This is a genomic window from Streptomyces luteolus, from assembly GCF_029968015.1.
Taxonomy (GTDB): domain Bacteria; phylum Actinomycetota; class Actinomycetes; order Streptomycetales; family Streptomycetaceae; genus Streptomyces; species Streptomyces luteolus.
In genome coordinates this window covers 1-26,238 of sequence record NZ_JASCIS010000074.1, presented here as the reverse complement: position 1 = coordinate 26,238, position 26,238 = coordinate 1, and the positions used below count along the sequence as shown (strand labels likewise).

Annotated in this window: 24 protein-coding genes and 2 pseudogenes; 19 read left to right on the top strand and 7 right to left on the bottom strand. The window is 67.8% G+C overall.

Translation table 11 applies throughout. The features are described from left to right. Positions 1-450: 450 nt before the first annotated feature. The 10 genes and pseudogenes from QIT00_RS37305 to QIT00_RS37270 form a co-directional block, all read left to right on the top strand. Positions 451-729 (top strand): hypothetical protein, encoded by a 279-nt coding sequence (locus QIT00_RS37305; protein ID WP_282539947.1) that lies wholly within the window; start codon positions 451-453, stop codon positions 727-729. Between the two features lie 2,163 nt (positions 730-2,892). After that, positions 2,893-3,339 carry a DUF6879 family protein gene (locus QIT00_RS37300; protein WP_282539946.1) on the top strand — a complete coding sequence of 149 codons (447 nt, stop codon included), beginning with the start codon at positions 2,893-2,895 and terminating at the stop codon, positions 3,337-3,339. 26 nt (positions 3,340-3,365) lie between these two features. After that, complete coding sequence (locus QIT00_RS38845; protein WP_349017243.1) at positions 3,366-3,986, top strand: Scr1 family TA system antitoxin-like transcriptional regulator; 621 nt, start codon at positions 3,366-3,368, stop codon at positions 3,984-3,986. Then, positions 3,983-4,219 (top strand): hypothetical protein, encoded by a 237-nt coding sequence (locus QIT00_RS38840; RefSeq protein ID WP_349017242.1) that lies wholly within the window; start codon positions 3,983-3,985, stop codon positions 4,217-4,219. Before QIT00_RS38845 ends, QIT00_RS38840 begins: the two co-directional genes overlap by 4 nt. 104 nt (positions 4,220-4,323) lie before the next feature. After that, the gene (locus QIT00_RS37290) at positions 4,324-4,941 is read left to right on the top strand and encodes a hypothetical protein (protein WP_282539945.1); all 618 of its coding nucleotides are present in this window, start codon (positions 4,324-4,326) and stop codon (positions 4,939-4,941) included. Positions 4,942-5,091: 150 nt separating this feature from the next. Continuing rightward, positions 5,092-6,171: an adenosylhomocysteinase gene (locus tag QIT00_RS37285; protein WP_282539949.1), complete on the top strand. Its 1,080-nt coding sequence runs from the start codon at positions 5,092-5,094 to the stop codon at positions 6,169-6,171. 14 nt (positions 6,172-6,185) lie between these two features. Beyond that, positions 6,186-7,256 (top strand): aminoglycoside phosphotransferase, encoded by a 1,071-nt coding sequence (locus tag QIT00_RS37280; RefSeq protein ID WP_282539944.1) that lies wholly within the window; start codon positions 6,186-6,188, stop codon positions 7,254-7,256. 97 nt (positions 7,257-7,353) lie between these two features. Next, positions 7,354-7,665: pseudogene (locus QIT00_RS39130) on the top strand (methyltransferase domain-containing protein); the annotation flags it as partial. Positions 7,666-7,822: 157 nt separating this feature from the next. Beyond that, positions 7,823-7,954: a hypothetical protein gene (locus QIT00_RS37275; protein WP_282539943.1), complete on the top strand. Its 132-nt coding sequence runs from the start codon at positions 7,823-7,825 to the stop codon at positions 7,952-7,954. Between the two features lie 344 nt (positions 7,955-8,298). Next, positions 8,299-8,451, top strand: a pseudogene (locus tag QIT00_RS37270) (transposase); the annotation flags it as partial. 171 nt (positions 8,452-8,622) lie between these two features. Here the strand turns inward: QIT00_RS37270 and QIT00_RS39125 are convergent. Next, positions 8,623-8,709, bottom strand: a complete 87-nt coding sequence (locus tag QIT00_RS39125; protein WP_282539948.1) for a hypothetical protein — start codon at positions 8,707-8,709, stop codon at positions 8,623-8,625. Between the two features lie 65 nt (positions 8,710-8,774). Then, positions 8,775-10,394 (bottom strand): IS4 family transposase, encoded by a 1,620-nt coding sequence (locus tag QIT00_RS37260; RefSeq protein ID WP_408909937.1) that lies wholly within the window; start codon positions 10,392-10,394, stop codon positions 8,775-8,777. Between the two features lie 611 nt (positions 10,395-11,005). On the opposite strand from QIT00_RS37260, the gene QIT00_RS37250 reads away from it, so the two are divergent. The 3 genes from QIT00_RS37250 (at position 11,006) to QIT00_RS37240 (ending at position 14,037) form a co-directional block, all read left to right on the top strand. Further along, positions 11,006-11,956: an FKBP-type peptidyl-prolyl cis-trans isomerase gene (locus tag QIT00_RS37250; protein ID WP_282539941.1), complete on the top strand. Its 951-nt coding sequence runs from the start codon at positions 11,006-11,008 to the stop codon at positions 11,954-11,956. A gap of 284 nt (positions 11,957-12,240) precedes the next feature. Continuing rightward, complete coding sequence (locus QIT00_RS37245) at positions 12,241-13,296, top strand: hypothetical protein (protein WP_282539940.1); 1,056 nt, start codon at positions 12,241-12,243, stop codon at positions 13,294-13,296. 333 nt (positions 13,297-13,629) lie between these two features. Next, positions 13,630-14,037: a NucA/NucB deoxyribonuclease domain-containing protein gene (locus tag QIT00_RS37240; RefSeq protein ID WP_456316497.1), complete on the top strand. Its 408-nt coding sequence runs from the start codon at positions 13,630-13,632 to the stop codon at positions 14,035-14,037. A gap of 282 nt (positions 14,038-14,319) precedes the next feature. Here the strand turns inward: QIT00_RS37240 and QIT00_RS37235 are convergent, their stop codons facing one another. Together QIT00_RS37235 and QIT00_RS37230 are read right to left on the bottom strand one after the other, a co-directional pair. Next, positions 14,320-14,811 (bottom strand): SsgA family sporulation/cell division regulator, encoded by a 492-nt coding sequence (locus QIT00_RS37235; protein WP_282539938.1) that lies wholly within the window; start codon positions 14,809-14,811, stop codon positions 14,320-14,322. Between the two features lie 395 nt (positions 14,812-15,206). Then, positions 15,207-15,824, bottom strand: coding sequence for a TetR/AcrR family transcriptional regulator (locus QIT00_RS37230; protein WP_282539937.1), 618 nt, complete (start codon positions 15,822-15,824; stop codon positions 15,207-15,209). A 92-nt stretch (positions 15,825-15,916) separates the two neighbouring features. Here QIT00_RS37230 and QIT00_RS37225 point away from each other — a divergent pair, with 92 nt between their 5' ends. Further along, positions 15,917-17,086 carry a cytochrome P450 gene (locus tag QIT00_RS37225; protein WP_282539936.1) on the top strand — a complete coding sequence of 390 codons (1,170 nt, stop codon included), beginning with the start codon at positions 15,917-15,919 and terminating at the stop codon, positions 17,084-17,086. Between the two features lie 152 nt (positions 17,087-17,238). Here QIT00_RS37225 and QIT00_RS37220 read toward each other — a convergent pair whose 3' ends face one another. The 3 genes from QIT00_RS37220 to QIT00_RS37210 form a co-directional block, all read right to left on the bottom strand. Then, on the bottom strand, positions 17,239-18,567 hold the full coding sequence (locus QIT00_RS37220; protein ID WP_282539935.1) for a hypothetical protein: 1,329 nt from the start codon (positions 18,565-18,567) through the stop codon (positions 17,239-17,241). 208 nt (positions 18,568-18,775) lie between these two features. Beyond that, a complete protein-coding gene (locus QIT00_RS37215) occupies positions 18,776-19,327 on the bottom strand; it encodes a plasmid partition protein (RefSeq protein ID WP_282539934.1) in 552 nt (183 codons plus the stop codon). Between the two features lie 308 nt (positions 19,328-19,635). Further along, entirely contained in the window at positions 19,636-20,301 is a 666-nt protein-coding gene (locus QIT00_RS37210; RefSeq protein WP_282539933.1) for a class I SAM-dependent methyltransferase, read from the bottom strand. 113 nt (positions 20,302-20,414) lie between these two features. Here QIT00_RS37210 and QIT00_RS37205 point away from each other — a divergent pair, with 113 nt between their 5' ends. The 5 genes from QIT00_RS37205 (at position 20,415) to QIT00_RS37185 (ending at position 25,894) form a co-directional block, all read left to right on the top strand. Further along, complete coding sequence (locus QIT00_RS37205; RefSeq protein ID WP_282539932.1) at positions 20,415-21,512, top strand: radical SAM protein; 1,098 nt, start codon at positions 20,415-20,417, stop codon at positions 21,510-21,512. A gap of 63 nt (positions 21,513-21,575) precedes the next feature. Beyond that, a complete protein-coding gene (locus tag QIT00_RS37200) occupies positions 21,576-22,481 on the top strand; it encodes an Rv1678 family membrane protein (RefSeq protein ID WP_282539931.1) in 906 nt (301 codons plus the stop codon). A 43-nt stretch (positions 22,482-22,524) separates the two neighbouring features. Continuing rightward, positions 22,525-23,439 carry a putative selenate ABC transporter substrate-binding protein gene (locus tag QIT00_RS37195; RefSeq protein ID WP_282539930.1) on the top strand — a complete coding sequence of 305 codons (915 nt, stop codon included), beginning with the start codon at positions 22,525-22,527 and terminating at the stop codon, positions 23,437-23,439. Positions 23,440-23,450: 11 nt separating this feature from the next. Further along, on the top strand, positions 23,451-24,179 hold the full coding sequence (locus tag QIT00_RS37190) for a phosphonate ABC transporter ATP-binding protein (protein ID WP_282539929.1): 729 nt from the start codon (positions 23,451-23,453) through the stop codon (positions 24,177-24,179). Beyond that, positions 24,176-25,894 (top strand): PhnE/PtxC family ABC transporter permease, encoded by a 1,719-nt coding sequence (locus QIT00_RS37185; RefSeq protein WP_282539928.1) that lies wholly within the window; start codon positions 24,176-24,178, stop codon positions 25,892-25,894. The genes QIT00_RS37190 and QIT00_RS37185 overlap by 4 nt, the downstream gene beginning before the upstream one ends. The last annotated feature ends 344 nt before the right edge of the window (positions 25,895-26,238 follow it).

Below are 26,238 nucleotides of genomic sequence, written 5' to 3'. Positions count from 1 at the left end.
GCCGCTGCTCCGGCTCAACGTGGAGGCCCGGGACGCCGCCACGATGGCCCGGGTCCGGGACGAGGTCCTCGCGATCGTCAGAGCCTGAGCCGCAGGCGCCGCGCCTTGCTGGAAGGAGAACCTCACCGGCGCCTGGAGGGAAGAAGGGGAGCCTCCTCGAGTGGTCGACGGGTGGCGTGGCCGACCGCGCCGCCGCCACCTGCGGAGGCTTTACAGCTCAGACGGAGCTCGTCGACTCCGACACATGCAGCGACTTCCCCTTCGGGGAGGCGAAGGAGGATGGTGGCGCAGGTGATCAGTGTGTCGAGGTGATCCCCAACCTCGGCAACGGGGGAGTGGCAACGACTGCCGTGACGAGGATTGCGATAGTCGAGAACACACCAGCTCGTCTTCCCGGCACTCTTGCCGGGACGGCCCGGGCCGCGATCGTCTTCTTCCGCGCCCAAAGCCTTGGGAGATGCGTCGCGGCCGCATCAACCCAGCTGGGGCCCGGTCAACGAATGCGTCTCCACGACAGCCGCACGCGAGTACATCGTCAAGGAATCCTTCTCCATCGACGCCTCGACGTGGATCGAGCCCCGACAGACGCGGGTCATCCACACCCGGCACCTGTACCGCAACTACACCGGCGAGGCGCAGCTCGTGAACTCCATACAGTGGCGCCCCACGGGGATGACGTTCCTGCCGTTCTCCAACGAGCTGGTCACCCTCTCCCCGGCTGGGACCTGACGGCAGCACTGACCCGGCGCGTGTGCAGCGGAACTCCCGCACACGATCCCAGGGGCACGGCATGCCCGCGTTCCTCCGCCGCGACATTGGCCGGTATCCGAAGTCGGGCATATGGATGGACTGAAGTCACCTCCACGTACTGATGGTGGCTCAGTCCCCTGCCTCCCGAGGCCGATAGCGTGTGCCTCGGCGGGCTTCGCCGCACCTACGAGCTGAGCAGTAACGACACCGGGTGCCTTTGCGGACAGTCTGCAGCCGTGGCAGGACCTCGTTGCCACATTCGACGCAGCGGCACTTCCACGGTCTGCTCACGTAACCGGGATACGGCTCCAACGGCAGGAAGCCAGCCGCTCGTATCTCGGACTCGGCCTGTTCGGCGGGGGTGGTGACCTGTCCCGCGCAGTACTTGCAGCTCGCGCGGCCCTGTTTCACGTTGCAGTACCGCGGAGTGGATTCTTTGCCGCAGGCCTGGCAGCGGGAAAGCCAGGGCTTGCCTGACCCCGCGTACCGTTCCAGTGGCTCGTATCCCGCTGCACGCATGACCTCCTCGGCCTTGGCGGCACCCGCCTCAACTTCCGCTGCTCGGACGGCCTGATTGCGGCATCGGAGGCATCCTCCGCCGCGGCGGATGCTGTTCAAGCGTGGCTTGCCCTCATACCCGCAGGTGAGGCAACGGGCTCGCCAGGGCTTGTTCACGTATCCGGGGTACTCCTCCAGCGGTTCCAGCCCGGCCTGGCGCAGTTCGCCGGCCGCCGCTTCCGGGTCGAGCAGTGAGGCGGCGGAGCGGCGCCTCATCCCTCGGGCTGGGATGTAGCTGGTGCCAACGAGGTGCTCGGTCGCATGAGTGATCATCTGCCGTAGCTCGTCTGTGGTGATTCGCTCGGAACTACAGGTTTCGGAGAAGCCGTTCGGCATCACCTCGGGGCTGAGGAAGGGGCACAAGCCGCGCGCGCGAAGCTGCGCGAGGACGGCCTGCTCCACGTCGTGGGCAGCGGCTCCAGTCGGATAGTCGCGCGTGTAAGTCACCTCCCAGCCATTCCGACGATGCTGCAGGAGGCGGGAGTTGTAGCCGCTGCAGGCTCCGATACCAATCTTCACGGCCTTCCAGCCGTCGTGGCCTATGACGTACACCCGGGCGGCGGCGGCAAGGTCGACGCCGTGTGTCGCGCAGAACCGACAGCCACGACCGCGGTCTTGGACGTGAGCGAAGGTGGGCGAGACTTCGTTGCCGCATGACAGACAGCGAGAACGCCATGGGACCATCGCACCGGGATAGCCTTCCAGGGGCTCCAGTCCCGCTTTGACCATGACGGCAGCAGCTTGGTCATGGGGGAGCCTCCGCCTGGCTCCTGCTTTGCGGTTGCCGCATGGGCGGCAGGCGCCTTGGCCGTTGAGGATTCCGCCGAGCCGGGGCCGACCGACATTGCCGCATGCAGTGCACTTGCAGGTCCAGGGTTCTTTTGAACCAGGAAATGGTTCCTGCGGCTCAACTCCGGCGGCCCGCATCACCGCGACGGCGTCGTCATGAGTCCACCGCCTTCGGCGTCGCGGTTCACCATCAACCCGTGCCATTGCGTCTCGCCCGCCTCTTGAGTGATCGAAATTACGCCGCAGGATTTCTCAGGTATCCGCAACCCGCAAGTGCCTGGTCAGCCAGGTCGCAAGGCCAGTTCTCGCGGGCCCCTGCCCGAGCTGACGCACCTCTGATTGACGACCTCGGTACTCGATCTGCTCTGCGGGGCGGCGATCCACGTACAGGTTGCTGCAACCACCAATGAAGCCGTGCAAGTTCGTAGAGGTTCGCTGCGCCGCGCGGGGACGCGAGTGCAAGCTGATGCAAAGAGATCGTGAGTCTCATCAACGGAGGCCAGGATGACCTTGCACATGCTCGGTAAGGACCCAACTCGCCTGACGGCAAGTCCGCGACGATCTACTACTACGACGACGTCCAGGACCGCTATCTGGTTCAGGGGCTGAAGGTCCTGGACGAGGAGCGGCTCTCGCAGATGGACCTGCCCGACTACGAGACCGTGGTCGAGATCCCCAAGTACATGGCGCAGTTCTTCCCGGAGGTGAACGATGACAGCGCAGAGCCCGACGTTCACTGACCTGTTCCGCCAGGCACGCCACAGCGCGCTCCACCTGGAGATGCGCGACAGCTAGATGGCCTCCGACCCTGCGTACCAGGCATGGCGCAAGGGGGAACGCGACCGGCCAGTCGACACCGATCCTGGTCAACGGCCGTGGCTTCAGCTGATGCAGGACACGACCGCACGCGGCGTGGAGATCCGGCGCGCCCGTGTCGTCTCAGTACCCGAGTCCGACTACATCCGGTTCGAACACCACCTGAGCGACGCCAACGTCAAAGCCGGTGAGCAGATCCGGTGGCTGGCACGTCGCCAGGCGTCCCAACTAGCCTTGCCCGGCAACGACTTCTGGCTGTTCGACGACAGCCTCGTCGTGTTCCTCCACTTCGCCGGTGACGGTGAACTCGCCCCGCACGACGACGAGGAACGCACCACCGACGCCACGGTGGTGCAGATGTGCTCGACGGCCTTCGAGGCCGTCTGGGACATCGCCGTCCCGCACCAGGACTACCAACTGTCCTGAACTACCAGTGAAACAGGCAGAACTACGTGTCGCCGTCGTCGCCAGTCTCCAGCGTCCAGCAGGCTCAGAAGGCACTTGGGCAGCGCCTACGGGAGATCCGCAAGGACCGTGGCCTGACCGCACGCGCACTGGCGGCGTCGGCCGGCTGGCACGAGTCGAAGGCGTCCCGCCTGGAGAACGGCAAGACGCCGCTGTCCGACGACGACATCCGCACGTACACCCGCCTGTGCCACGCATGGGAGCAAGAGCAGGACCTGATAGCCACCGCACGTGGCATCGAAGGCATGTACATCGAGTGGCGCCGCTTGGAGCGGTCAGGACTCAAGCGGGTCCAGCAGTCGGTGCTGCCGCTGTTCGAGCGCACCAACCGCTTCCTCTTCTACCAGTCCTGGGTCGTTCCCGGACTGCTGCAGACCCCCGAGTACACGCGAGCTGTGCTGAACACCGCTGTCTCCCTGAGAGGCGCTCCTGACGACGTCGAGGATGCACTGCAGGTCCGGGTCGATCGCCAACAGGTGCTGCACACACGGCCGAAGCAGTTCGCCATGCTCCTGGAGGAGTGGGTGCTGCGCACGGTCATCGGGGATGCGGACGTCATGGCCACGCAGCTCGGCCACCTGATCGCTCGACCGCGCTGCCATCGGTGAGCCCGGGCATCATCCCCATGGGCGTACCGCGAGGCGACGCTTGGCCCACGGAATCCTTCACCGTGTACGACAACGCCCAGACGTGCGTGGAACTTGTGTCGGCCAACCTCACGGTCACGCAGCCGGGTGAGATCGGCGACTACCTCAGGACCTTCTCCGAGCTGGCCAACATCGCGGTCTACGGCGCTGCCGCTCGCAAGCTGATCACCAAGGCGATCGACGCCCTCGGATGAGCCGCGCAAGTCCATAGAAGTTCATTGAGCCATGGGTCCAGCGGAGCTCCGATCCTCAACGAAACGCAGATGAACAGCCGTTTCGCAGCCCAGAGGTGATCCGCATGCACAGTCCGTCTCGGCACAAGGCGGCGCAAGCCGACCACACGAGAGCGCACGGCAACGCCGCCCTCGACGAGATGAACCGCGTGGTCAAAGAGCTGTCCCTGTTGCCTCCCGCGCCCGCGTCGCACGAAACGCTGCGCGTGGAATGCCGCCAGCTGCGCGACTACCTCAACGCGCTCCACGAGTCCATTGCCACCGACGATGCCACCCTGCGCAGGGACGCTCGTCGCCTCCTCGACGTCCAGGCATGGCCGTCTCAGGACGCCACCAGGACGTGGGCCATTCACCGTGATGACTTGGGGCGCCTCGCCAGGAAGTACCTGCGTAGCACATGCAGGCGTGCGCACACTGCCAGGACCCGGAGCACGCGCGCTGCGTCTGCCCAGGACTCCGCGGGCGCGGGGGTGGCCGGTGAAGGACTACCCGGCCGTGCGCTGCACGCACTGCGGCCGCAGTATCGCCGTCGAACCGCCCGGCGCGCCCTGCTACTGCGGCAGGAAGCCGTGAACCGCCACCGCCGCCGCAACCTCGGCGAGGCTGCCATCACCGCGCTGATCGTCACCGCCGTGATCACCACGTTCAGCGTCCTGCTCTACCAAGTCGTCACGCGCCCCTGAAGACCTCTGCCCGGCGGGTAGACGCCCGCGTCGAAGCCCACGCCCCCCGCCATGGGGTTGTCCCGGCCGGGCAGAGCCCCACCCCTCGCCCCCTCGGAGGACGGTATGGAGAGCGTTGAACGTGCCCGTCTCGACTCCTAGTTCCAGCGCATCGCCGCCCACTTCAAGCCCGCAAATCCCCCGGCGGCCGGTTTCCTCATCACCCACCTGCTGCCGGAACGGCCCGCGTTCGTACGCGGCATAGCAGCCGTCACCGACCTGAAAGCCGTACTGCCCAAGCCCAAGTCCATCCACGAGCAGGCCAGACGCGACATCGAACGCGACCAGCTCACCGTCGACACCCTCGACCGCGACCTGTTCGCCACCGCCGACCGGGCCCTGGCCTACCTGGAATCCCACGCGCCCGGACAACGCGTCGTCCTGTGCGACGTCGGCGGCTACTTCACCCCTACCCTGACCCAGATCAGCCAGGAGTTCACTGGCGAGATCATCGGGGTGGTGGAGGACACGGAGAACGGCCACAAACGCTACGAAGACCTCGGCAAACTCCCCTGCCTCGTCTACTCCGTAGCCCGCTCACCCCTCAAGGACCCCGAGGACTACCTCGTCGGCCAGTCCGTCGTGTTCTCCGCCGAAGCACTCATGCGCGGCCGAGGAGACATCCTCCACGGCCGCACCGCCCTGGTGATCGGCTTCGGGAAGCTCGGCTCGTTAATCGCCCGCCTCCTGCACGCCAAAGGTGTCCGCGTCACCGTCCACGACATCGACCCAGTACGCCGCGCACAGGCACTCTCCCAAGGCTTCACCGTCTGCCGCGACCGCGAAGCCGCCCTCAAGGACGCCGGACTCGTGCTGTGCGCCACCGGCGCGCTCAGCCTGCGCACCGACGACTTCCAGCACCTCGCCAACGGCGCGTACGTCGCCACCGTGACCAGCTCAGAAGACGAACTCGAACTCGACCACCTCGCCGACCTGTACGAGCGCACCACCGTCGCCGAACACGTCACCCGCTACCTCACCACCGGCCACTACTTCTTCCTCCTCAACGACGGCAACGCCGTGAACTTCATCCACGGCGCGAGCGTCGGCCCCTTCATCGCTCTCGTCCAAGCCGAGATCATCGCCGCCGTCCACGCCATCACCAACGGCGCGGAACCAGGACTACACCACGTCACCGAACCCGACCGCGCCCTCATCGCCGCCACCTGGCTCGACTACTTCAACCGCTGAAAGGCCCCCTCGCCGTGATCGACTTAGCCCACATCCGCCACACCCTCGCCCAGTACGCCCACAGCACTGGCACCTGGCCCAAGCCCCTCGCACACGTCACCGACCTGCTCACCCTCGGCGCGCAACTCACCTCCCGCCACGAATTCCGAGGCCACATCACCGCCGGCGCGGTCCTGGTCAACCACGACGGAGCAGTCCTCCACATCCGGCACAAGGCCCTCGGTACATGGCTGCGGCCCGGCGGACACCTCGAACCCGAAGACACCACACGCGCTGAAGTGCCCACCGACCGCGTCCCCTTCGACCTGCTCCCGGACGGACTCCGTACCGCCATCGAGAAGCAAGCCGGGCCCGTGCAGCAAGTCCACACGATCGACGCTGGGTTCAACTCCGCCATCTCAGCCCGGGTGACCACCGAGCAGGGCGCCGTGTTCCTCAAGGGCTTGCCTGCCGATCACCCCCGCATCGAAACCCTGCACCGTGAAATCGTCATCAACGCGCACGTCACCCACGTCTCCCCGCAACTGCTCTGGCACGTGCAGGCCGAGGGGTGGGACGTCCTCGCCTTTGAAGCAATCAACGGCCCCCACGCCGACTACACAAGCGACGGCAACCTGCCCTTGGTCGCCGACACCCTCACCCGCCTGTCCCAGATGCGGGCACCGGACGGGCTCGACCTGCGCCTGGCCGAACAGCGACTCGCTGCGTTTGCTCCGGCCGGGGCTTTGCCGTACTTCGCCGGGGACGCACTCGCGCACACCGACCCGAACCCCACCAACGTTCTGATCAGCGGCGGCCGCGCCGTACTCGTGGACTGGGCGTGGGCCACCCGCGCCGCGCCCTGGCTGGACGCCGCGTACTGGACGCTCTGGCTCATCGCCGACGGCCACACCCCCGAAGCCGCAGAGCACTGGGCCGCCCGCATCCCCGCGTTCCGCACCGCACCCACGATCGGATTGAACGCCTTCGCGAGCGCCAACGAACAGCTCTGGGCGGGCATCGCGGCCGACGACCCCGACCCGTGGACCCAACGCGTCCACGCCGCAGCCAAACAGTGGACCGCACACCGCACCCGGAACAGCTGACTGGACGGCGGTGCGGCCGTCGCGACGTGAGGAGAGGTAATTGCCGCACAGTGACGCCACGATCAACGCCCGTACCTGGGATCAGATCGCTTCCACCATGCGCACCGAGGCCGACGCCGTCTCCTGGCTCTTCCGCACCGCACCCGGATCCGGCCTCGACATCCTCGGAGACCTGAACGGCACCACCGTCGCCGAACTCGGCTGCGGCCACGGAACCCGCCTGGCCCGCCTCACCCAACTGGGCATCCACCGCGGAATCGGCATCGACGTGTCCCCGACCCGCATCCACACTGCCATGACCCGCTACCGCGACGACCGACTCGAATGGTGGCTCGGCGACGCCTGCAAGATCACACCCCGCCTGCCGGAACTCGGCCTCGCCTACTCGATGTTCGGCGCCCTCTGGTTCGCCGACCCCACCAGATCCTGCCCGCCCTCCACACCCGCCTACGCCCCGGCGGACGGTTCGTGTTCTCCTGCCTGGCCCGCCGGCCGGCACCCCCGAAGGCCGACGAGCCCACCTCGTACGCAGCGGACCGGGACGCCAACTCCTCACGGTGCGCTGGATGTACTCGATCGACGCCTGGGTGCGCATCCTCACCGAGTACAGCTTCCGCATCGAGCACGTCCACCGGCCCAACGACAAGACCAACCGGCACTGGGGCTCCGCGATCTTCCGAGCCGTCGCGGGGCGGTAGGGCTTTGTCCGACCACATACACGGAGACCACGACCACTCGCCGTACTGCACCATCCGCCTGACCACCCAGCACGCCGACTACGACAAACAGCAGGCCAAGGACGCCGCGAAGGACGCAGTCCTGCTCGCATCGGCCAACGGCCCGGTCTTGTTCTTGAGCTGTCTGCTGGGGTGTCTCAGAAGTCGTATCTCAACCGAACATGATCGCTTGGTTTCTGCCAGTCAGGCATGGTCTCGGTCGGCCTGCTGCTGGTCGTGGCCGTGACCGCCACGAACATCGGGGACCGCGAGGCGCCATCGGCCTGCTGGCCCGGCTGCGCGAACTGCACCGGGACGTCTGCCTGATCTGGGCCGACGGCGGTTACACCGGAGCCCTCACCTACTGGGCCCGCGAGAAACTGGCCCTGACCCTGGAGATCGTCAAACGCACCGACGACACCAAGGGGTTCGTGGTGCTGCCGAGACGATGGGTGGTCGAGCGCACCTTCAGTTGGCTGTGGCAGTCGGTCACGATGCGCCGCTTCCTGCCATTGACCAACTTGCCGCCGTCGAAGCCGCGTGAGGCGGCCGGCACCGACGCGGCGGCCTGCACCGACTGCGCGTCGATGACTCCCGCAGTCGGCTCCGCCTCTCGCCCCTCGGGCTCCCGCACCATTCGGCGCAGCCGGTCATGGGAACTCTTTGATCAGCCCGTGCTCGCGCCAGCGGCGGAAGAAGGCATAGACCCGCGGCGAGCAGGGGTAGCCTGCGGGCATCGACCGCCAGGAGACTCCGCCCGCGACCAGGTAGCGGATCGCGTCCAGCATCCAATGCCACGAAGTTAAGGCTCAGTTGACGGTGTCAAGGCCCCGGGAAGAGGGATCTTGTACGTACTCGGTGCCGTACGGATGAGTCGGCCGTTGCGCGCCCAGTAGCAGAGCTGCGCGTTGAAGCCGCTCAGCACACGCCCGGTGGCGATGAGACCGAGATGCCCTGCGATGTCGCGGGCGTGCATGGCCTGGTTGGAGTTCTCCGCCAAGATCCGGCAGACCTGTCCCCAGCGACCGGAAGCGGCCCGGTATGAGGCATGCGTGGTGGGGAGAGCCGGTGGATGCACGGTGATCACAATGGCGGTGATCGGCGTACTGTCGCGAGGCCGCCCGTCGCGGTTCCAGATGTTGTAGCGAGATGTACCGCACTTGACGATGCGAGCGGACAGCCGCACTCGGCGCTTGGGCAGCAACGCCTTCAGGACGCGGGTGCCAATGTGTCCTACCAGGTCAAGGCGTCCGCTCGGAGTTGCGGCCGCAGCCGTCCCAGCGACGCCAACGACCGTGTCGCGCGCGGCCTCCAGGGCCACGGTGAAGCCGGCTCGGTCGGGATCGCAGCCAGGCACTGTCTCCACTGCGGTCACCATCATCGAGCGCAGAGCCTGGTAGATGGTCAGGAGTGCCCACATCTCCTGGGTGAGGCCCTCCGGGTCCTTCGACCGTAGAACGCGCCCTTTGAGCATGGTGTGACGCAGTGCCAGATAGGCGGTCTCGATCTCCCAGCGCTCGTGATAAAGACCAACCAGGCGGTCTGCTGGGTCGGTGCGGTGGTCGCTCAGCGTGGTGAGCAGGCGATAGGTTCCGCCGAAGTCGTCGCCGTCAGCGGTACGGGAGCGGATCTCGGCCTCGATCACCCTCAGCCGGACGCCGCCGATCCGGGTGAGGTAGGAGCCGTCGGGCAGCCGCGCAAGCACCGGTGGACGCCGGGTGCTGGTGGCACGGATCAGCAACTGCGCCCCCTGAGCCACGACGTCTGCGAGCAGTTTGTTGCTGTCGAAGGCGCGGTCAGCCAGCAGGAGCATGTCCGAGGTCAAGTGGCTGACCAGCTCGTGGGCGTAGTCGGTTTCGCCCTTCGAGGCGGGTCCGAAGGCGGCGGTGATCAGGCCCCGGGTGCTGGTTTCGCATAATGTCATCAGCATCAGCCGGGGGTAGCCGGAAGGGCCGTGGCGGCGCGGCGTGCGACCGAGCCAGGACCGGTTGCGCTCGTGGTCGGGGACGTTCAAGCTCCCACAGCCGTCGAAGGCGACCGTCCGCCAGCGGCGGTAGCGCACTCCGGGGGTGGACGGCTGGGCCAACGGGCCCGCCAGCACCTCGAACAGCCGCTGGAACGGGATCACTCCGATCCTCCGACGCAGATCGCGAAGGGCCTTCTCCGACGTCTGCGGCACCGCGGCGGCCAGTCCGGCCACGAGTTTTCCCCACACCAACCCGGCACCCAGGTGCTCGAACAACCCGAGCGCGAGCACGAAGTAGACCCCGACGCGCGAGGGGAGACTGCGCAGCCGGCGCTCGCGCGTCCCGGTCTCCTCCAGCACCGCATCCACCAGCTCGGTCGGGATGACCTGCGTCAATTCACCGACGTGTCCGGGCGCGAACACGTCATCGATTCTGTACGTGTCAGACTGTGTCACAGGGCCTCTGCTCTCTCAGGAAGATCTTGGTCGATCCCCTGGATAGCAGAGGCCCGTCTCACGTCGCGGACGCGCTTGACACCGTCAACTGAGCCTTAACTTCGTGGCATTGGTCCAGCATCTGGCGGTGACAGTAGCCCTCAGGCTGCCCGCCCCGGCCCTCCAGCCAGGCCGGCGTGGGCAGCAACGGCCTTACTGCCGCCCATTCCACGTCTGTCATGTCCGACGGATACCGGCGCTGCCGGTCCGGATGATCGGCCGCGTTGCCGTACACGTGCGCGAGGCAATCGCACCACACGATGGGCGAGTTGAAGTCGAAAAGCGCAACCGCGTACATATGTGACAACAGGGCCTCCTGGTACTGCTCGGTCAGATTCGCATCCCCGAGCTACCGAGAGGCCCTGCCTTCATGCGCGTAGTCGGAAGATCACCCGACCAGGAACCCTGTTCGATCCGCACGTTCCATGATCGGTTGATATACGGCTTCTTACGCATGCGCGACGCGTCGAGGCAGATGAGCAGACTGGCGACGGCCCATGACAACGGACCCTGCCGGTGATGAAGAACTGGCGTGGCGTCGTGAATGACCACTGGGCGGGTGGTTGCGCGCGATGCTGGTGACCATGTACGTCTCCGCGCTTGTCCGTAGTGCCGCCCTCGGTCTGATCGTCACGCTCGCAGTTGGCTGTGTATCTTCTGCTCCCGAGAATATTCCTCAGGTCAGAGGGGAGTTCGGGCGGCGGCCGACAGTGACCGTCCCTGACCTGCCGCCGCCCGAGGACGCGAGGATGAAGGTCCTCAGTCAGGGCGACGGGCCTGTCACACGCGAAGGCCAGGTGGTGGTGACCGATGTCGATATGCGCCTGTGGGAGGGCAACAAGCCGCTCATGGATACATATCGGCTGGGGCAGCCCACGACCGCCGTGCTCGATGGCCGGCATGTAGCGCGTACCTGGGATCAGGCACTGCTCGGCCGCAGCGCAGGCAGCCGCGTTCTCATGGTGGCGCCGGCGAGCTATGGATTTGGACCGAACGGTATGGCGCCCGCGCAGGTAGCGCCCGGTGAGCACCTGATCGTCACCTTTGACGTCATCGGCGGATACGACCCCAGGCAGCAAGTTGCTGAGGGGAGTCCAGAGGACATGGGAGGGCGCGGCACCGTGCCGGCCGTACGAGTCAAGCCAGGGAAGGAACCGGAGATCACGACGTGGGGTCAGGCCCCGCGCCAGCTGCGTGCCCGCACCCTGGTTTCGGGTAAGGGCGCCTCGATCGCGGAAGGCGACACCGTAGTGGTGCAGTGGTCGGGGTGGTCCTGGGGGAACAAGGAGCCCTTCGCCTCGACCTACCGGCGCAGCGGGCCCAACGGATTCCTCGTCAAGAAGCAGACCGTGCCACCGGGGTGGCATGAGGCTCTCAAGGGCCGCACCGTGGGCAGCAGACTGCTGCTCGCCGTCCCCAAGAGTCAGGACCCGTCGTTCACGACGACCAAGGGTGGCGTGGGCGTGCCCCAGGACGCCGACATCGTGTACGTCATCGACATCCTGGACCGGCGGGCCCGCTGAGGCGTGCCGGTTACCCGACGGGACGTGGTGGAATCGCCGTTGCTCGGGCGCCCACGGTGCATCGATCCGGTGACTCTTGAGCCGTGATGAGTGAAGCCGCAAGGCCACCAGGGCGTCACGCGTGGTACTTGTTCAGTCACGCATGATGATCATGGTTCGTTCTGCCGACGCACCTGACGCCTTGTGTATCTCCCAGTTCGCGCATATCTCCACGATCCCTGTCGACGCCGTGCCGCCCGATCTCGCGGACGACAGGCTCGCCTACATGAAAGGAGTGGGTGGCCATGGCCCGCAAGGGACACCGCCGCACAACCGGTCCGCGCACCGTCGCCGTACTCGCCTTCGCTCTAGTCGCCTCCTCGGCTGCGGGCACGGCTCATTCCGTCCAGCCTGCCGGCGAGGACAACCGCGCTTCGGAGTGGGGCACGGTGATCGATACTCCGGATGGCCTCCAGGCCACCGCATGGGCAGCCCGCCTCAGCGGGCTCGGCGACATCAATGACGCCAAGCTCCTCGAGACGGCCGACCCCGCCACACCCTCGGTTCCCAACAGCGAGGCGAGCAAAGCGGGCCCGGTCGATGTGGCGCCCGCCGGCGTCAGGATCGGACAGGGCTCCGACCTGTCTTCACGTGCCTTCCGGAACCAGGTGCCACAGGACGTCTCGGGCGAGGAGACAACTGCGGCCCCCGGCACCGCGTACGCGGACTCGGGCGGGGCCAAGACAGAAATCGGCCTGCCGTACACCGCCCAGTCAAAGGGCGGTACTCAGCCGTCAGGCATCAGTGTGAATGTCGACGCCTGCCGGGCCACCGCGATCTCCCTTCCGCGTAAACCCGTGCAACTCGACGGCGGATCCTGCCGCGGATACATCTCCCTGATGGGCCAGAAGGCCATCGATATTCCCGCTCAGACGCCCATCAACTTCGGCGCCCGCATCCAGGCCGGGCAGGACGGGGCACCGCTCGCCATCGTTACCATCAATGAGCAGGTGACCACCGACAAGAAGGGCCGCCCCACACTCGGCCCGGACAAGAAGTACAGGTATGACCCTCGGGCCACCAGCGGCTACGTCAACGGCGTGCACATCAGTGTCCTCGGCCCCGAGGTCTCCGATGCCACGCTCTGGCACGCGGCCGTGATCAGAGACCCGTCCAAGACGGACAAGATCAACGCAAAGCCACAACTGCCGGGCTTCCTCCAGCGGATCCTCGCCCGGCAGGAGCCGGACGCCAAGAAGCCGCTGCCGCAATTCCCGGCCGACGCCACGTGGGCAAAGGACCAGTACGGTCAGGAGCTGTGGTCGGGCAAGCTGCCGCAATTCGACGAAGACGACTCCTGACACAGGACACTTCTGCGGGATGTGAGGGCTTCCTGTGATCAGCGGCGCCGCCAGATGGTGGCCCGAGTGTGGGGCGCTGGGAGTCGGCCGCCGTCGCGCGGGATTGTGTCCCGCAGAGCGGTGTAGTGGCGCGATCTTGGCAGCCGCAGGCGCCCGGCCTGAGGAGCCGTATCTCAACCGATCATGGAACGTGCGGATCGAACAGGGTTCCTGGTCGGGTGATCTTCCGGCTGTACGCGCATGAAGGCAGGGCCTCTCGGTAGCTCGGCCTGGCATATCCTTGAAGCCCGCAACAATCCCGGCAGCACCGTCCCGGCCGCAAGTGGGTAGGTTCTGCACGGCGCCACCCCCACTGACACCATCCACCGGCTCGCGCTAGGAAAGAACGGCAAGACGCAAAGCCGGTACAACCGCAACGTCGTCAAAGCGTTCTGCCGTTCCTCCGGCATGCCGGACCAACCCGGCACTGGCGGGCCGTTCGACTGCGACGAGTACGCCTTCGCCTCCACCTACGAAGGCGCGGCCCGGTGGCGCTACGACGGAGCGGCCTACCGCAACCACTACTCGGCGCGCTGGGTGAACCGCGAGGTCAACCAAGAGGCCGGGCGGTGCCTCGGCCGCTGGTACTCCAACGACCGCATCCTCGACAACGAGGAGTTCTTCGTTCCCATCAGCGTCTTCCGCGACGGGGGCGGACCCGCTGAGCTGATCTTCTGCTCGCAAGGGGACGGCCGCGACTGACGCAGCGGGCGTCCTGGCGCTGCGCGTGATGCCTGCCTCCGGGCCGTGTCTACGGTCTGGAGGCAGGCATTCACATGCTGACATGTGGCTGTCGGCGGGCCACCTAGGAGGCAGAGCGGGAGAGATGCTCCATCAGTTCACTGGCGACGGCACGGGTTACACATCGGTGGCTGCGGTCGGCCAGAACTGCACCAGAAGCCACGCTTCGGGCTCTCGGCCCTCGTCATCGTCGATGTCGTCGCCCTCTTCGTCGTACTCGAAGGGCACATCGCTCAGCTTCCATCAGGCCCTCGCCCGCCACCGGCCTGACCACGGGAGGTCGATCGCCTCGTCGCCGCCCACTGCGATCAGGTTCTGCCCCAGGTGTCCGCTCGGGGCATCCAGTCCGAACTCACCCCTGCGGTCCCAGACGCCCCCGTCGAGCGGAGCTTCGCCATCCAGCTCGCGGACCCGGATCCGGACCTGTAAGTCCAGCCCGTCGAAGGCTTCGGGCTTCACTGCCACTGCCCCGATTCCGGCCGCGCCGGTCAGGCCGGCGGACAGTAGGTCGCGTGAGAGGCGCCACTTGCCGCTGTCCGTGTCGGGTGCTGATGTGCTGACGGTGACCACGTACGGATTGTTGGCGCTGAAGCGTAAGTGCACGTCACACGGCACGAGTTCGGCCCCTTGGCTGATGGCGCCCTTTGCGACTGCATCGAGCTTCTCATTGCCGCGGTACTCATTGGGATCACTTCGGGCCGGTAGCTGTTTCGTTGTGTGGAAACGGTGTTCCACGCCTTCGAACCTAACTCTGACCGGCACTCTCGTTCCGCATATGCCGGAAGGGCAGTCACTTGGCGCAACCCCTTCACATGGCATTCGGGGCGACTCGCACGTGAGGTAAAAACTCCAGAAGGTTGGTACATCCATGAGGTGCGCTCGCTGTCGTCGGTTCGCACGAAACGTCCAACTGCCGTGTGCGTGATCCGCTGTCCGCACTCGGCGTCACCGGGAGCGGGTGACTGTACGGAGTCGGCGTCGGCGAGAGGCGACCTTGATTAACCCCAGGCCGCCCGTGCGCAGCGTCATGATCGCGTGCCAGACGACCTAGCCGTAGCCCAGGCGCTGCCGAGACACCGCCTGCTGCATCATCGCCACCTGAACCGGCCCGAGTGCATACCCAGGGCCGATCAGGAAGCCGTGGGGTCTGCGGGTGAGAGGTGGGCGGCGTGGATGACGCCGTCGACGGCCTGGCGGATGCGGGCTGCTGCCAGGTCCGGGTTGGGTCGTCCGGCGTCGAGCCAGGCGATGACGGCCTCGATGGTCATCGCGGGGATCACCTGTGCCGCCCACTCCAGCCACGGGCCCGCCGGGATGCGCTGCGCGAGGTTCTGCTGGGCGATCTCTCGCGAGGCGCGGGTGAGGGTGTCGATGAGGTCGCGGAATTCCGGTTCGCGCGCGGCGTGACGGAACAGCAGTCGGAACCCGTCGGGGTCGGCGGAGGCAGCCTGGAGTAGGGCGGGGATCGATTTGTCGTCGAAGGAGTCCTCGCCGACGGTGTTGGCAAGTCGCAGGCAGGCGCGGTCCAGGACGGCGCGGTACAGGTCGGCCTTGGAATCGAAGTGCCGGTAGAGCAGTACCCGGGTGATGCCGGCCTCCGTGGCCACGTCGTCGAGGCTGGTCGCGGTGAAGCCGGCACGGGCGAAGGAGCGGGTCGCGGCGTCGAGGATCTGCTCCCGCCGTTCCGCCTTGCGCAGACGCTTCACCGGCGCCGTGCCCGCGGCTGCTGCCGGGGTCTTCTCCGCCATCGGGTCCCCATTCCCTCTTGTTTACATGCGAGTGTACAACTAGCTTTATTTACCTGAGAGTAAACAACTTGGCGCGTGTGCAGGAGGACCCCATGACCGTCAGCCTCCCCTTCGACCAGCCCGGCCTGCTCGACGTCCCGCCGCTCCTGCGCACGCTCCAGCAGCAGGGCACTGTCCACCGCATCCGCACCCGGGTCGGCGACGACGCCTGGCTCGTCACCGACTACCAGCAGGTGCGCCAGCTCCTCGACGACCCCCGGCTCGGCCGCTCGCACCCCGACCCCGACCGCGCCGCCCGCTCCGGGGAGTCAGCCCTCTTCGGCGGCCCTCAGGGCAACCACGAGAGCGAGAAGAGCGACCACACCCGGATGCGATCGCTGCTCCAGCCGCACTTCACCCCCCGGAGGATGAAAGCCTTCCGGCCCCGGGTGGAGCGGCTGGCCGAACAGCTCCTGGACACACTCGAATCCCAGGGCCCGCCCGCCGACCTCAACAACGCGCTCGCCCTCCCCCTCCCGATTCTCGTGATCTGCGAACTGTTGGGCGTGCCCTACGAGGAGCGGACCCAGTTCCGCGCCTGGACCCAGGCCGCCGCCGACATCATCGACCGCTCCCGCTCCGAACAAGGGCTCGGCGATCTGTTCGCCTACGGACAGGAACTCGTCACGCGCAAGCGCCGTAACCCCGGCGACGACATCATCTCCGCGCTGTGCGCGACCGAGGGCGTGCCCGACGACGAAATCGCCATGCTCTCCATGGCCCTGCTGTTCGCGGGACACGAGACGACCGTCGTCCAGATCGGCCTCGGCGCCCTGCTCCTGCTCACCCACCCTGAACAGTGGCAGGCCGCACGCAAGGACCCCACCCTGCTGCCGGGCATGGTGGAGGAGATCCTGCGGATGCCCGGAAAGAGCGGCGGGGGCATTCCCCGCTACGCCCGCACCGACATCGAGATCGCTGACGTCGCCATCAAGAGAGGCGACCTCGTCATGCTCGACACCGGCGCCGCCAACCATGACCCGTCCGCCTTCACCGACCCCGACAACTTCGACGCCACCCGCACCGCGCCGGCGCACTTGACCTTCGGCCACGGGGCTCGCTACTGCATCGGCGCCCCGCTGGCCCGGATGGAACTGCACACCGTGTTCACCCAGCTCATCCCGCGCTTCCCGCATATGCGGCTCGCCGTCGACGTCGAAGAGCTGCGCGTGCGCGTCGACATCCTCACCGGCGGTCTGGAGTCCCTGCCTGTGACCTGGTAACCCGCCAGGGCGGCGCTCACCGGGGCAAGTCTGCGTGACCCGCAACAGGTGGCACACCGCGATAACCCGCTGGTCAGCGCAATGAGCTACGGCATGAGCCGCGAGAACCTACCGCTCAGGCTATGGAGCAAATGTTCCATGCCGAATCCCCGTCAGGCGACGTCGAAGAGCAGGCCGCGTTCCTGGGCCTGATTGATGCCGCGCTGGCGTTGTTCGGTGATCCGCTGGGCGTACTGGTCGCCTGCGGTGTCCAGCTGGGCCGAGGTGTCCCAACGTCGCAGAGCCTCGCCGAGGACGGGATGGCCGGTGCGGCGGTGGATCTTCCGTACGACCGCGCGGCGCACGGGTACGTTCATGCAGTCGGCGAGGAGCACGCGTCCCTCGGTGCAGTCCTGGTGGTAGAGCCGGATGTGCAGCGACGTGTACTCGCGCTGGTAGGCGATCTCGGTGCCCGTGGCGCCGGTCAGCTCGAGGCAGCCGGGGCGTTCGCAGGTGACTGGGCCCCAGGTGCGGCGTGCGTCTTCCGAGAGGACGTACGAGCGGGTCGGGCACGCAGTGCGCGGCACCATCTGGTCTTTCCACCAGCCGGTGGTGACGGCGTGGATTTCCCCGCCGACGGTTCGAAAGCGCAGGTTGCAGCCGTCGAACTTGGTCCAGGCGGCATGGGCGATGGCGCCAATGACGCTCCCCGTCGTCGTGCTCACCCTGACCTCCTTCGCCGGTATATAAATACCGGCCCAGTATGACCAATGGCCCGGTCGGGTGGCTACAGCGATTCCAGGCGCCCCCCGGACGATCGCCCAGATTCCAGGGTGCTGCGGGAGTTCGTCGACGAGGACGCGCACTGCGTCCGCTCGCGTCGCCCGGCCACCCACCTCGTGGGCCAGCGTCCCGAGCTGCGTCAGGAGCGCCTCGATGTGCTCGCGCTCCCCACTCTCCTCAACCTCGGCCGGGAGCGCGGGATCGTCTTCGACCTCTCCGTCCAGACCGTCGTCCAGCTCCCCGAGCGCCGTGACCGACGGTGCGCTCTCCTCGCGCTGGGCCTCCGCGACGCCAGGCCCGGATGCCGCCCTGGCCGGGGCGGGCACCACCGGAGCCGGAAGCTCTCGAACCTGAACCGCCGCGTCGAGGGCTACGGCTGCCGCGCGGAACTCCCGTACGGAGGCGCGGACATGCTCGGCGGTGAGGCGTTTGCCGTCGTTCTCCCACGCGGTGCGCATCCGGCCGTATGCAGCGGCGATCTCGTGGCGCGGCCCATACTCCTCCAGGGGCAGGAGTGCGCGTACGTGGGAGTCGGCGACGATGCCCTCCCAAAATTGGGAGACCGCGTACCCCATGCGCCATTCCTCTATCTCCCGGTAGGCCTGGGACTCCGAGAGCCCAGCCGACTCCTGATCGAGGTACTCGGGCCAGGTGCGTTCGCCGCTCTCGCCCCTGTACAGCCCGCGCCGGTTGACGGACTCGAGGATCGCGCCGCGCATCCACCGCGCGTTCTGGGTTCCGTTGCGAGCAGTGTGGAGCTTGGCGAGCTGCGCGCTCTCGCGCGGGCTGAGGGGGCCGGTCGCGTCGATGTCGGCCGGAGCAGGACGCTGCCCCAGTCGAACGCCTGGCGTCGTTCAGAGGAGTTCTGAAGGTCCGCCCATGGGTCGACGTCGCTGTGTGCAGGAAGCGCATGCAAGGCTGCGGCGGTCACTTCAGCAGCCCCCTGTCGGCAAATTCGGTCACGAGCTGGTCGTAAGGCGCGCGGCGCTCGGGCTTGTCGCAAGGGAAGCCCACGACGCTCGCGATGGCCTCGCGGCGCGGAATCGTCGACGTGAGTACGTCCCAACCATCCGCCCGGAGCTTCGACTTGTAGTCGCCAGTGCTCTTCGCCCCGGCCTGACACCGGTTCAGCAACACGACTGTCGTGGGCGCGGGGCGCCGGTGTCGCGCAGGCTCGCGGACCGCTTGACCATCTTCGTCAGCGGGGGTGCCCTTCTCCGGCCGCATCAGCCGCTGATAGTCCGGCTGCGTCGGAGACACCGTCACCAGGGCCGCGTCGGCGACTTCGAGCACTGAGTCGACGATCTCGGGGTGGTTCTCCGCGTGCCCTACGTCCACCAGATTGATCCGCTCGGGCTCCATGAATGGATACATCGTGTCCGCAAAGAACGCCGTGGCCGCCGACACCACTTGGCAGGGGAAGTCGCCTGCGTCGCGGGCCCAGGCAGCGAGTTGCTGTGACTCGTCCGCGTCGTACACGGCCACCCGGTACCCGGCGCGGTGCAGTGCGTAGGCGAGGAGGCCGGTGTTCGTGGTGCCTCCCCATGGTGCGCGGTTTCAGGCTGGCTATGAGCATGCTTGCCAGGGTATCCGCGCCCGAATGAACGCCGATCAGGGCAGCGAGCCGCCGACTGGGGTACGTGCAGGACCGGCTGGGCGACGTCTTACTGCTCGATCCGTCCGAGAGCGTGTCCTGCGGTCCGGCGCCGTGCCACCTCTGTACCCCAACACATAGGCGGAGCATGAAGGGGGCGTCACTCCGCTCTTGGTGCGGGCGTTGGCGTGTGTCAGCCCGGAGGGGTGGTCGTGTCGGTTGTGCGTCGCATCAGGACCGCGGTGAATTGCTGGGAGGTTCCCCATGGCGTGAGGTGGTCTTCCCCTGCGGTGTCGACGAGCTGGAACCCGGGGAACTGGTCGGCGAGTTCGGTGTGGGTGTAGCGGACGATCGGCAGGCCGCTGCAGTGGGTCGGGCCGTCCGGGCCGAACGTCGCCACGACGAGCCAGCCGCCCGGTCGCAGGGAGCGTCGCAGCGAAGCCAGGTAGTCGGCGCGCTCGTCCTCTTCGGTGAGGAAGTGGTAGACGGCTCGGTCGTGCCACAGCGCGTAAGTGCGGCCCATCCGCAGATCGAGCACGTCGGCGACGGTCAGAACGACCTCCGCGCCTGCGGGGCCGAGCCGGTCCCGGACGGTCTGCAGGGCGGTGACCGAGAGGTCGACCGCCGAGAGGTCGCGGTAGCCGCGCTCCAGCAGGTGGTCCACCAGAGTCGACCATCCGGCCCCCACATCGATGATCGGCTCGTCCGGGCCGAGCCCCGTCTCGTCGACCAGGCCGAGAGAGAGACCTGGGACGGACTGCCACCAGGAGACTCCGTCGACGTTCTTGCCGTGATGGACGTCTTCCCAGTATTTCGCGCGGGCTGCCGCATCGTCAGGGCGCACCAAGCCGTCGGTCATGGCTCCGACCGTAGCCCCCGGAGGGTCGGTGCGCAGCAGCGATCGGCGGCGTCATCCTTCCGTAAGCACTGTCCAGCTCGGCGCGGGACCCATCACTCGATATCGTGGAATACATGGCTCAGCCCACAGATCCTGACCGGGCGCCGAATCCCCTTGGGGAGGTCGCAGCCCTCGTCGACGGCGGTGACATGGACTGTGGCAGCGGTCTCCTGCTGCTGATCACCCGCGCGATGAGACGTCTGGAGCCCGGGCAGCTGCTCGGCGTGCGCAGCGCGGAGGTCAGCGTGGTCACCGACCTGCCGGCCTGGGCGGACCTGACCGGGCACGATGTCGTCACCGAGCTCGCTGAATCGGCCCAGGGCCCGTGGTGGTTCGCGGTGAGCAAGTCCGGCGCGTCCACCCGTCCGGGCACGGTGTTCAGCCAGGGGCAGCGGACACCAGTGGGCCGCCGGTTGTGGGTCTACACCAATTTCAACTGCAATCTCGCGTGCAGCTACTGCTGCGCCGAATCCTCGCCGAAGGCTGTCGCCCGGCGCTTCGATCCCGCTGTCGCCACCGCGGCATTCGCCGAGTTCCGCCCTCAGGGTGGCCGCGAGGTGTTCTTCACCGGCGGTGAGCCGTTCATGCACCCCGAGCTCGGTGCCTTGGTGGCCGCAGGCACCGGTCTGGACCGTACCGTCCTGACGAACGGCATGATCTTCCACAGGGGCACCCGCCGCGACATCCTGGAGAACCTGGACCGTGACGTGGTGCTGCAGATCAGCCTCGACTCGGCGACGCCCGAGCTGCACGACCGGCAGCGGGGCGCCGGCTCGTGGTCGAAGGCCGTGGACGGCATCGAGCTGGCCCGCTCGCTCGGATTCCGGGTGCGGGTGGCCGCCACGTTGTACGACGAGGACCCGCAGGGCGTCGAAGCCCTGCACCGGCGTCTGGACGATGCCGGGATCGCTTCCGAGGACCGCGTGATCCGTCCCGTCGCCCAGGAGGGTTTCGCGACCGAGGGACTGCACGTATCCCTTGACAGCCTTGAGCCGGAGCCGACGCTCACCGCGGACGGCGCCTGGTGGCATCCCGTCGCCGTCACCAACCCGCATCTGCGGATCGCCGACGCCCCGCTTCCGTTGTCCGAGGTCTTCGGCGTGGTGCGCGACACTCTCGCGGTACAGGACGCCGCCGCCCGGTCGGGACGGGAGGTCTTCCGCTGTGCCTGAGCAGACCCACGCGTCAGCAATCCACGCGTCAGCCCCGAATGAAGGATGAAGGAGGCAGCACCGATGGTGGCCGGGTCCCGGGGGGTGAATCTCGTCCGCTGGCTGTTCGCTCCGGCGACGGACGACGTCCCACGTGGACATGCCGCCGCCGCGGTGTTCCTCCGCGTCCTGCTCGGTCTGATGTGGCTGTACAACGTCGCCTGGAAGCGCCCCCCGGACTTCGGTGAGCGGTCCGACAGCGGGCTGTACCACTTCACGTCCCTGGCGGTGAGCGATCCGGTGCTGCCGCCGTACAGCTGGGTCGTAGAGCATCTCGTACTGCCTCGTATCGAGGTCTTCGGCTGGGGCGTGCTGATCGTCGAGACCGCGCTCGCGGTGCTGCTGCTCACCGGTGCGTGGGTGCGCGTGGCCGCCGCGCTCGGTGTGGCCCAGTCGCTGGCCATCGGCCTCTCGGTCGCCTTCGCCCCCCACGAGTGGCCGTGGTCCTACTGGCTGATGATCGGTGCCCATGTGGTCGTCCTGTTCTCCTCGGCCGGGCGGATGTTCGCCGTCGACGCGGTACGGTCCGGGCTTCCCGCCAGGCGTCTTGGAACGATCTGGGGTGTGATCGCCGTCGTCGTCGGCGCGTACAGCGTCGTGCGATCCGCCGACGACCCCCTCGTCCCGCGTGGACCTGGACTGCTGTCGGCCGATCTGTCGCTCAGCCTCGGCGAGTACAACCTCGTCGGGGGTGCGGTGCTGGTGCTGGCGGGCGGACTGCTGGTGGCGGCTGCCCGCGGCGGCAGGCCCCTGCTCGGGTGGGCGGCGGCAGTCGTCGGCTTGGCCTCGGCCCTTTGCCTCCACGCTCAGATCGGCTTCAGCGATCCGTTCCTGGGCGGCACCGCTACGTCGGCTGCCTTCCTGTTGTCCGTAGCCGTGGTCGCTATGGCGGTCGCCCGCGCTCGGAGCCGAGCCGCACCCCGCGATTGACCTCAGGCAAGCGACCGCCATGCGCCAGCGGCAAGGGAGAGCAATGTCCAGGAACACGTTGACTCGTCGCACCTTCCTCGTCGGTACGGGTGCGACGCTCGCGCTGAGCGCGTGCGGGACGGGCGGCGCAGGCGGTTCGGATACGCGAACGCTCGCCATCTCGGCCATCCCCGACCAGGACCCCGAACTCCTCAACCGGCTCTACCCGGCTCTCGCCGAACGGTTCGCAGAAGCCACCGGCCTGGCGGTGGCCTACCGGCCCGTCACCGACTACACCGCCGTAGTGCGTGCCTTCGAACTCGGCGACATCCACCTGGCCTGGATGGGCGGCCTCACCGGTGTCCAGGCCCGCGTACGTGTGCCGGGCGCCACCGCTCTCGCGCAGCGAGACATCGACGCCGACTTCCACAGTGTCTTCATCGCCGGCGCCGCATCCGCTCTGCGGCCCTTCGACACGATTCAGGGGCTGCGCTCACTGGCCGGACACACCCTCACCTTCGGCAGCGAGACATCCACCTCGGGCCGCCTCATGCCGCAGTTCTTCATGCGGAAGGCGGGACTCAGACTGAGCGACCTGCGCGGGGCGCCGGGCTTCTCCGGTTCGCACGACGCCACCATCGAGGCGGTCGCCAGCGGGAGTTTCGAGGTCGGGGCCGTCAACGAGCAGGTGTGGAAGGCGAGTTCAGCGGCCGGTGGGATCGACGCGAGCGGAGTGGGAGAACTGTGGCGCACCCCCGGATACGCCGACTACCACTGGCTGGCGCGTCCGGATCTCGACAAGACCTTCGGGGCCGGCATCCAGCGCAAGGTGCTCGACCTTCTCCTGGGTCTCGACGCGCGGGACACCGAGGACGCCAAGATCCTCGAACTCTTCGGAGCGCAATCGTTCATCCGGACCAAGAACTCCGCCTACGACCGCATCGAGGATGTGGCGCGCGACCTGGACCTGCTGCGGTGAACGCCTCGCCCGTGCTCCGGCTGCGCGGGGTCGGGCACAGCTACGGCACGCACGAGGCCCTGCACCCTCTCGATCTCACCGTGCAGCCCGGCGAACGCGTAGCGGTTCTCGGAACGAGCGGCGCCGGGAAAAGCACCTTGCTTGCCCTGCTCAACGGCTCCCTGACACCCACGACGGGCACCGTAGAGGTCTTCGGTCAAGACCCGGCCCGTCTGTCGGCCGCGCGGCTACGCCTGCTGCAGCAGCGCATCGGCACGGTAAGCCAGCACCTCGCACTGATCGAACAGGTACGGGTACTGCACAACGTCAACGCGGGCAGGCTCGGGCAGCTGAGTACGCCCCGGGCACTGGCCGCACTGTTCTGGCCCCGGTCACTGGACGGCGTACGGGACGCACTCGCCCGCGTCGACCTGAGCTGGGCGCTCCATGAGCGCACCGAACGGCTCTCCGGCGGCGAGCGGCAACGGGTAGCGATCGCCAGGCTTCTGGTGCAGGAACCGGAACTGGTGGTGGCCGACGAGCCCGTCTCCAGCCTCGATCCCGTCCGTGCGGCACGAACCCTCGGCCTGCTCGGCACCTCGCCCCAGGTGCGCACGCTGGTGGTGAGCCTGCACCAGCCCTCGCTCGCCCGGAACCACTGCGCCCGTGTGGTGGGACTGCGCCAGGGACGGATGGTTCTCGACGCTCCGGTGGCCGACGTGAGTGACGCCGCGCTGCACGACCTCTACGACCTCCCATGAAGCTCCACCACGGCAGCTCGTCGGCACCGCCGGCTGCCGCAGCTGAGCGCAAGGCCGTCAGCGGGCGACGCGTGAAGCTGCGCAGGCTGGCAGGTCTTACGGCGTTCACCGGTCTGCTGGTCTGGGCCTTCCAGCGCGCCGTGCCGTCGGACGGCGCGCTGGTCAACCTGGGCGGTCTGCGTCTCCTCGACGACCTGGCGGCGACCGCGCTCCGCCCTTCCCTGGACGCCGATTTCCTCCGGGTCGTACTCGAAGCGACCGCCACCACACTGGCGTTCGCGCTCCTCGGGACGGTCGGAGCACTGGTCATCGGGCTGATCGGCGGCCTTGTCCTCAGCGACGTGGCCTGGCGCCATTCGCTGCCCTGGCCCGTTCGTACGGGGCGACTGGTGCTCCGCGGACTGCTGGTGACGGTCCGTTCGGTCCACGAGCTGGTGTGGGCGCTGCTCTTCGTCGGCCTTTTCGGCCTGGACCCGCTCGTCGCCGTCCTTGCCCTCGCTCTGCCCTTCGGTGCGCAGAGTGCCCAGGTCTTCGGAGAGACCTTCGACGCTGTGCCGGACACCACGCTGCGCGCGCTGCGCGCACTCGGTGCCCGTCCAGGTGCCGCGCTGGCTTACGCACTGCTTCCCCGCACGGCGCCGCTGCTGCTGTCGTACTCCTTCTACCGTCTGGAGTGTGCCCTGCGGTCGGCGGTCGTGCTGGGGATCGCGGGAGTGGGCGGTCTGGGGTTCGAGTTGATCGTGAGCCTGCAGTCCCGTAACTGGGGCGAGGTGTGGACGCTGGTCGCGGCCCTGCTCGCGCTGGCGGCGGCGGTCGAGCTGTGGAGCCACCACGTTCGCCGAGACCTGGCGGTGGTGACCTGCGCCGACTGGTCCGTGGGGCAGGAGCGCGCCCGTGAAGAGGGCCGGATGCCGCGCGGTCTGTCCCGCCGGACCCGCTGGTCCCTGGCCATGACGCTGCCCGCGGTCGCGGCCGCGTGGTGGTGGGTGGGCCTCTCACCGGCAGGCCTCGTCTCGGCGCGGACACGGGAGCTCGGCGGCCAGTTGCTCATGGACCTCTGGCCGCCCGCATTTCCCGCAGGCGGTGGACGAGTGCTGGCGGACGCCGCCCTGGACACGGTGAGTATGGCCGTCCTCGCCATGTTCGTCGCACTTCTGATCACCGTGGTCGTGGGCCCCTGGGCCAGCCGCCCACGGGCCGACCGGCGCGCCACCCCCGCCGTCGCGGCGCGGACCGCCATCTGGGGTGCGGCGCGGCTGCTCCTCCTGGTACTGCGCTCGGTGCCCCCGACGGTGTGGGCAGTCGTCGCGCTCCTGGCCTTCTTCCCCGGAGTGGTCCCCGGCGCCCTGGCACTGGGCGTCTACACCGGCGGCATTCTGGGCAGGCTGGTCGCCGAAGCCTGGGAGACCATGGACCTCCGCCCACGGGACTCGCTGCGCACCGCCGGTCTACCGCGACCCGTTTCCGCCATGCTCGCCGTCGGGCCCCCATCCGCCCATCACCTCGTCACCTACACGCTGTACCGGTTCGAGATCTGCGTACGCGACACCGCGATCGTCGGAGTAGTCGGCGCTGCGGGCCTGGGAAGGCTCCTCAGCGAACGCCTCGCGGCCTTCGACTTCCCAGTAGTCTCCGGCATCCTGCTCGCGTCACTGGCCCTCAGCCTGCTCGTCGAGGTTCTCGGACGCCGGATACGGCGCGCGCTGCGGGCCTGATGCCCGCGCCCGTCTGGGCAACTGCCGGGCGCGCGCCTGATCCCTGCACGGCGGTTCCTCATGGCGCATCCCTCTCGATGCTGTCCGCCTGACCTCTTCCAGGGCACCGCCTCAACCTGGGAGTCAGGTGCTGCGGGTCGCCCAGACCTCTACGTACGGCCCGGTCGACACCATCGACGCGGAGGCCCAGATCCCATCGAACGTTCCGGTCGGGAACCGCGACCGGACCTCCAAGTCCTATGCCGTCAGCAGACGTTGGGCTGGCCAAGCACCGGCTAGGACTTGTCCGGACGATCATGTGACTGTTTCGGGCCCAGGTCGTTGTTCTGGGCATGGGGCGGGGC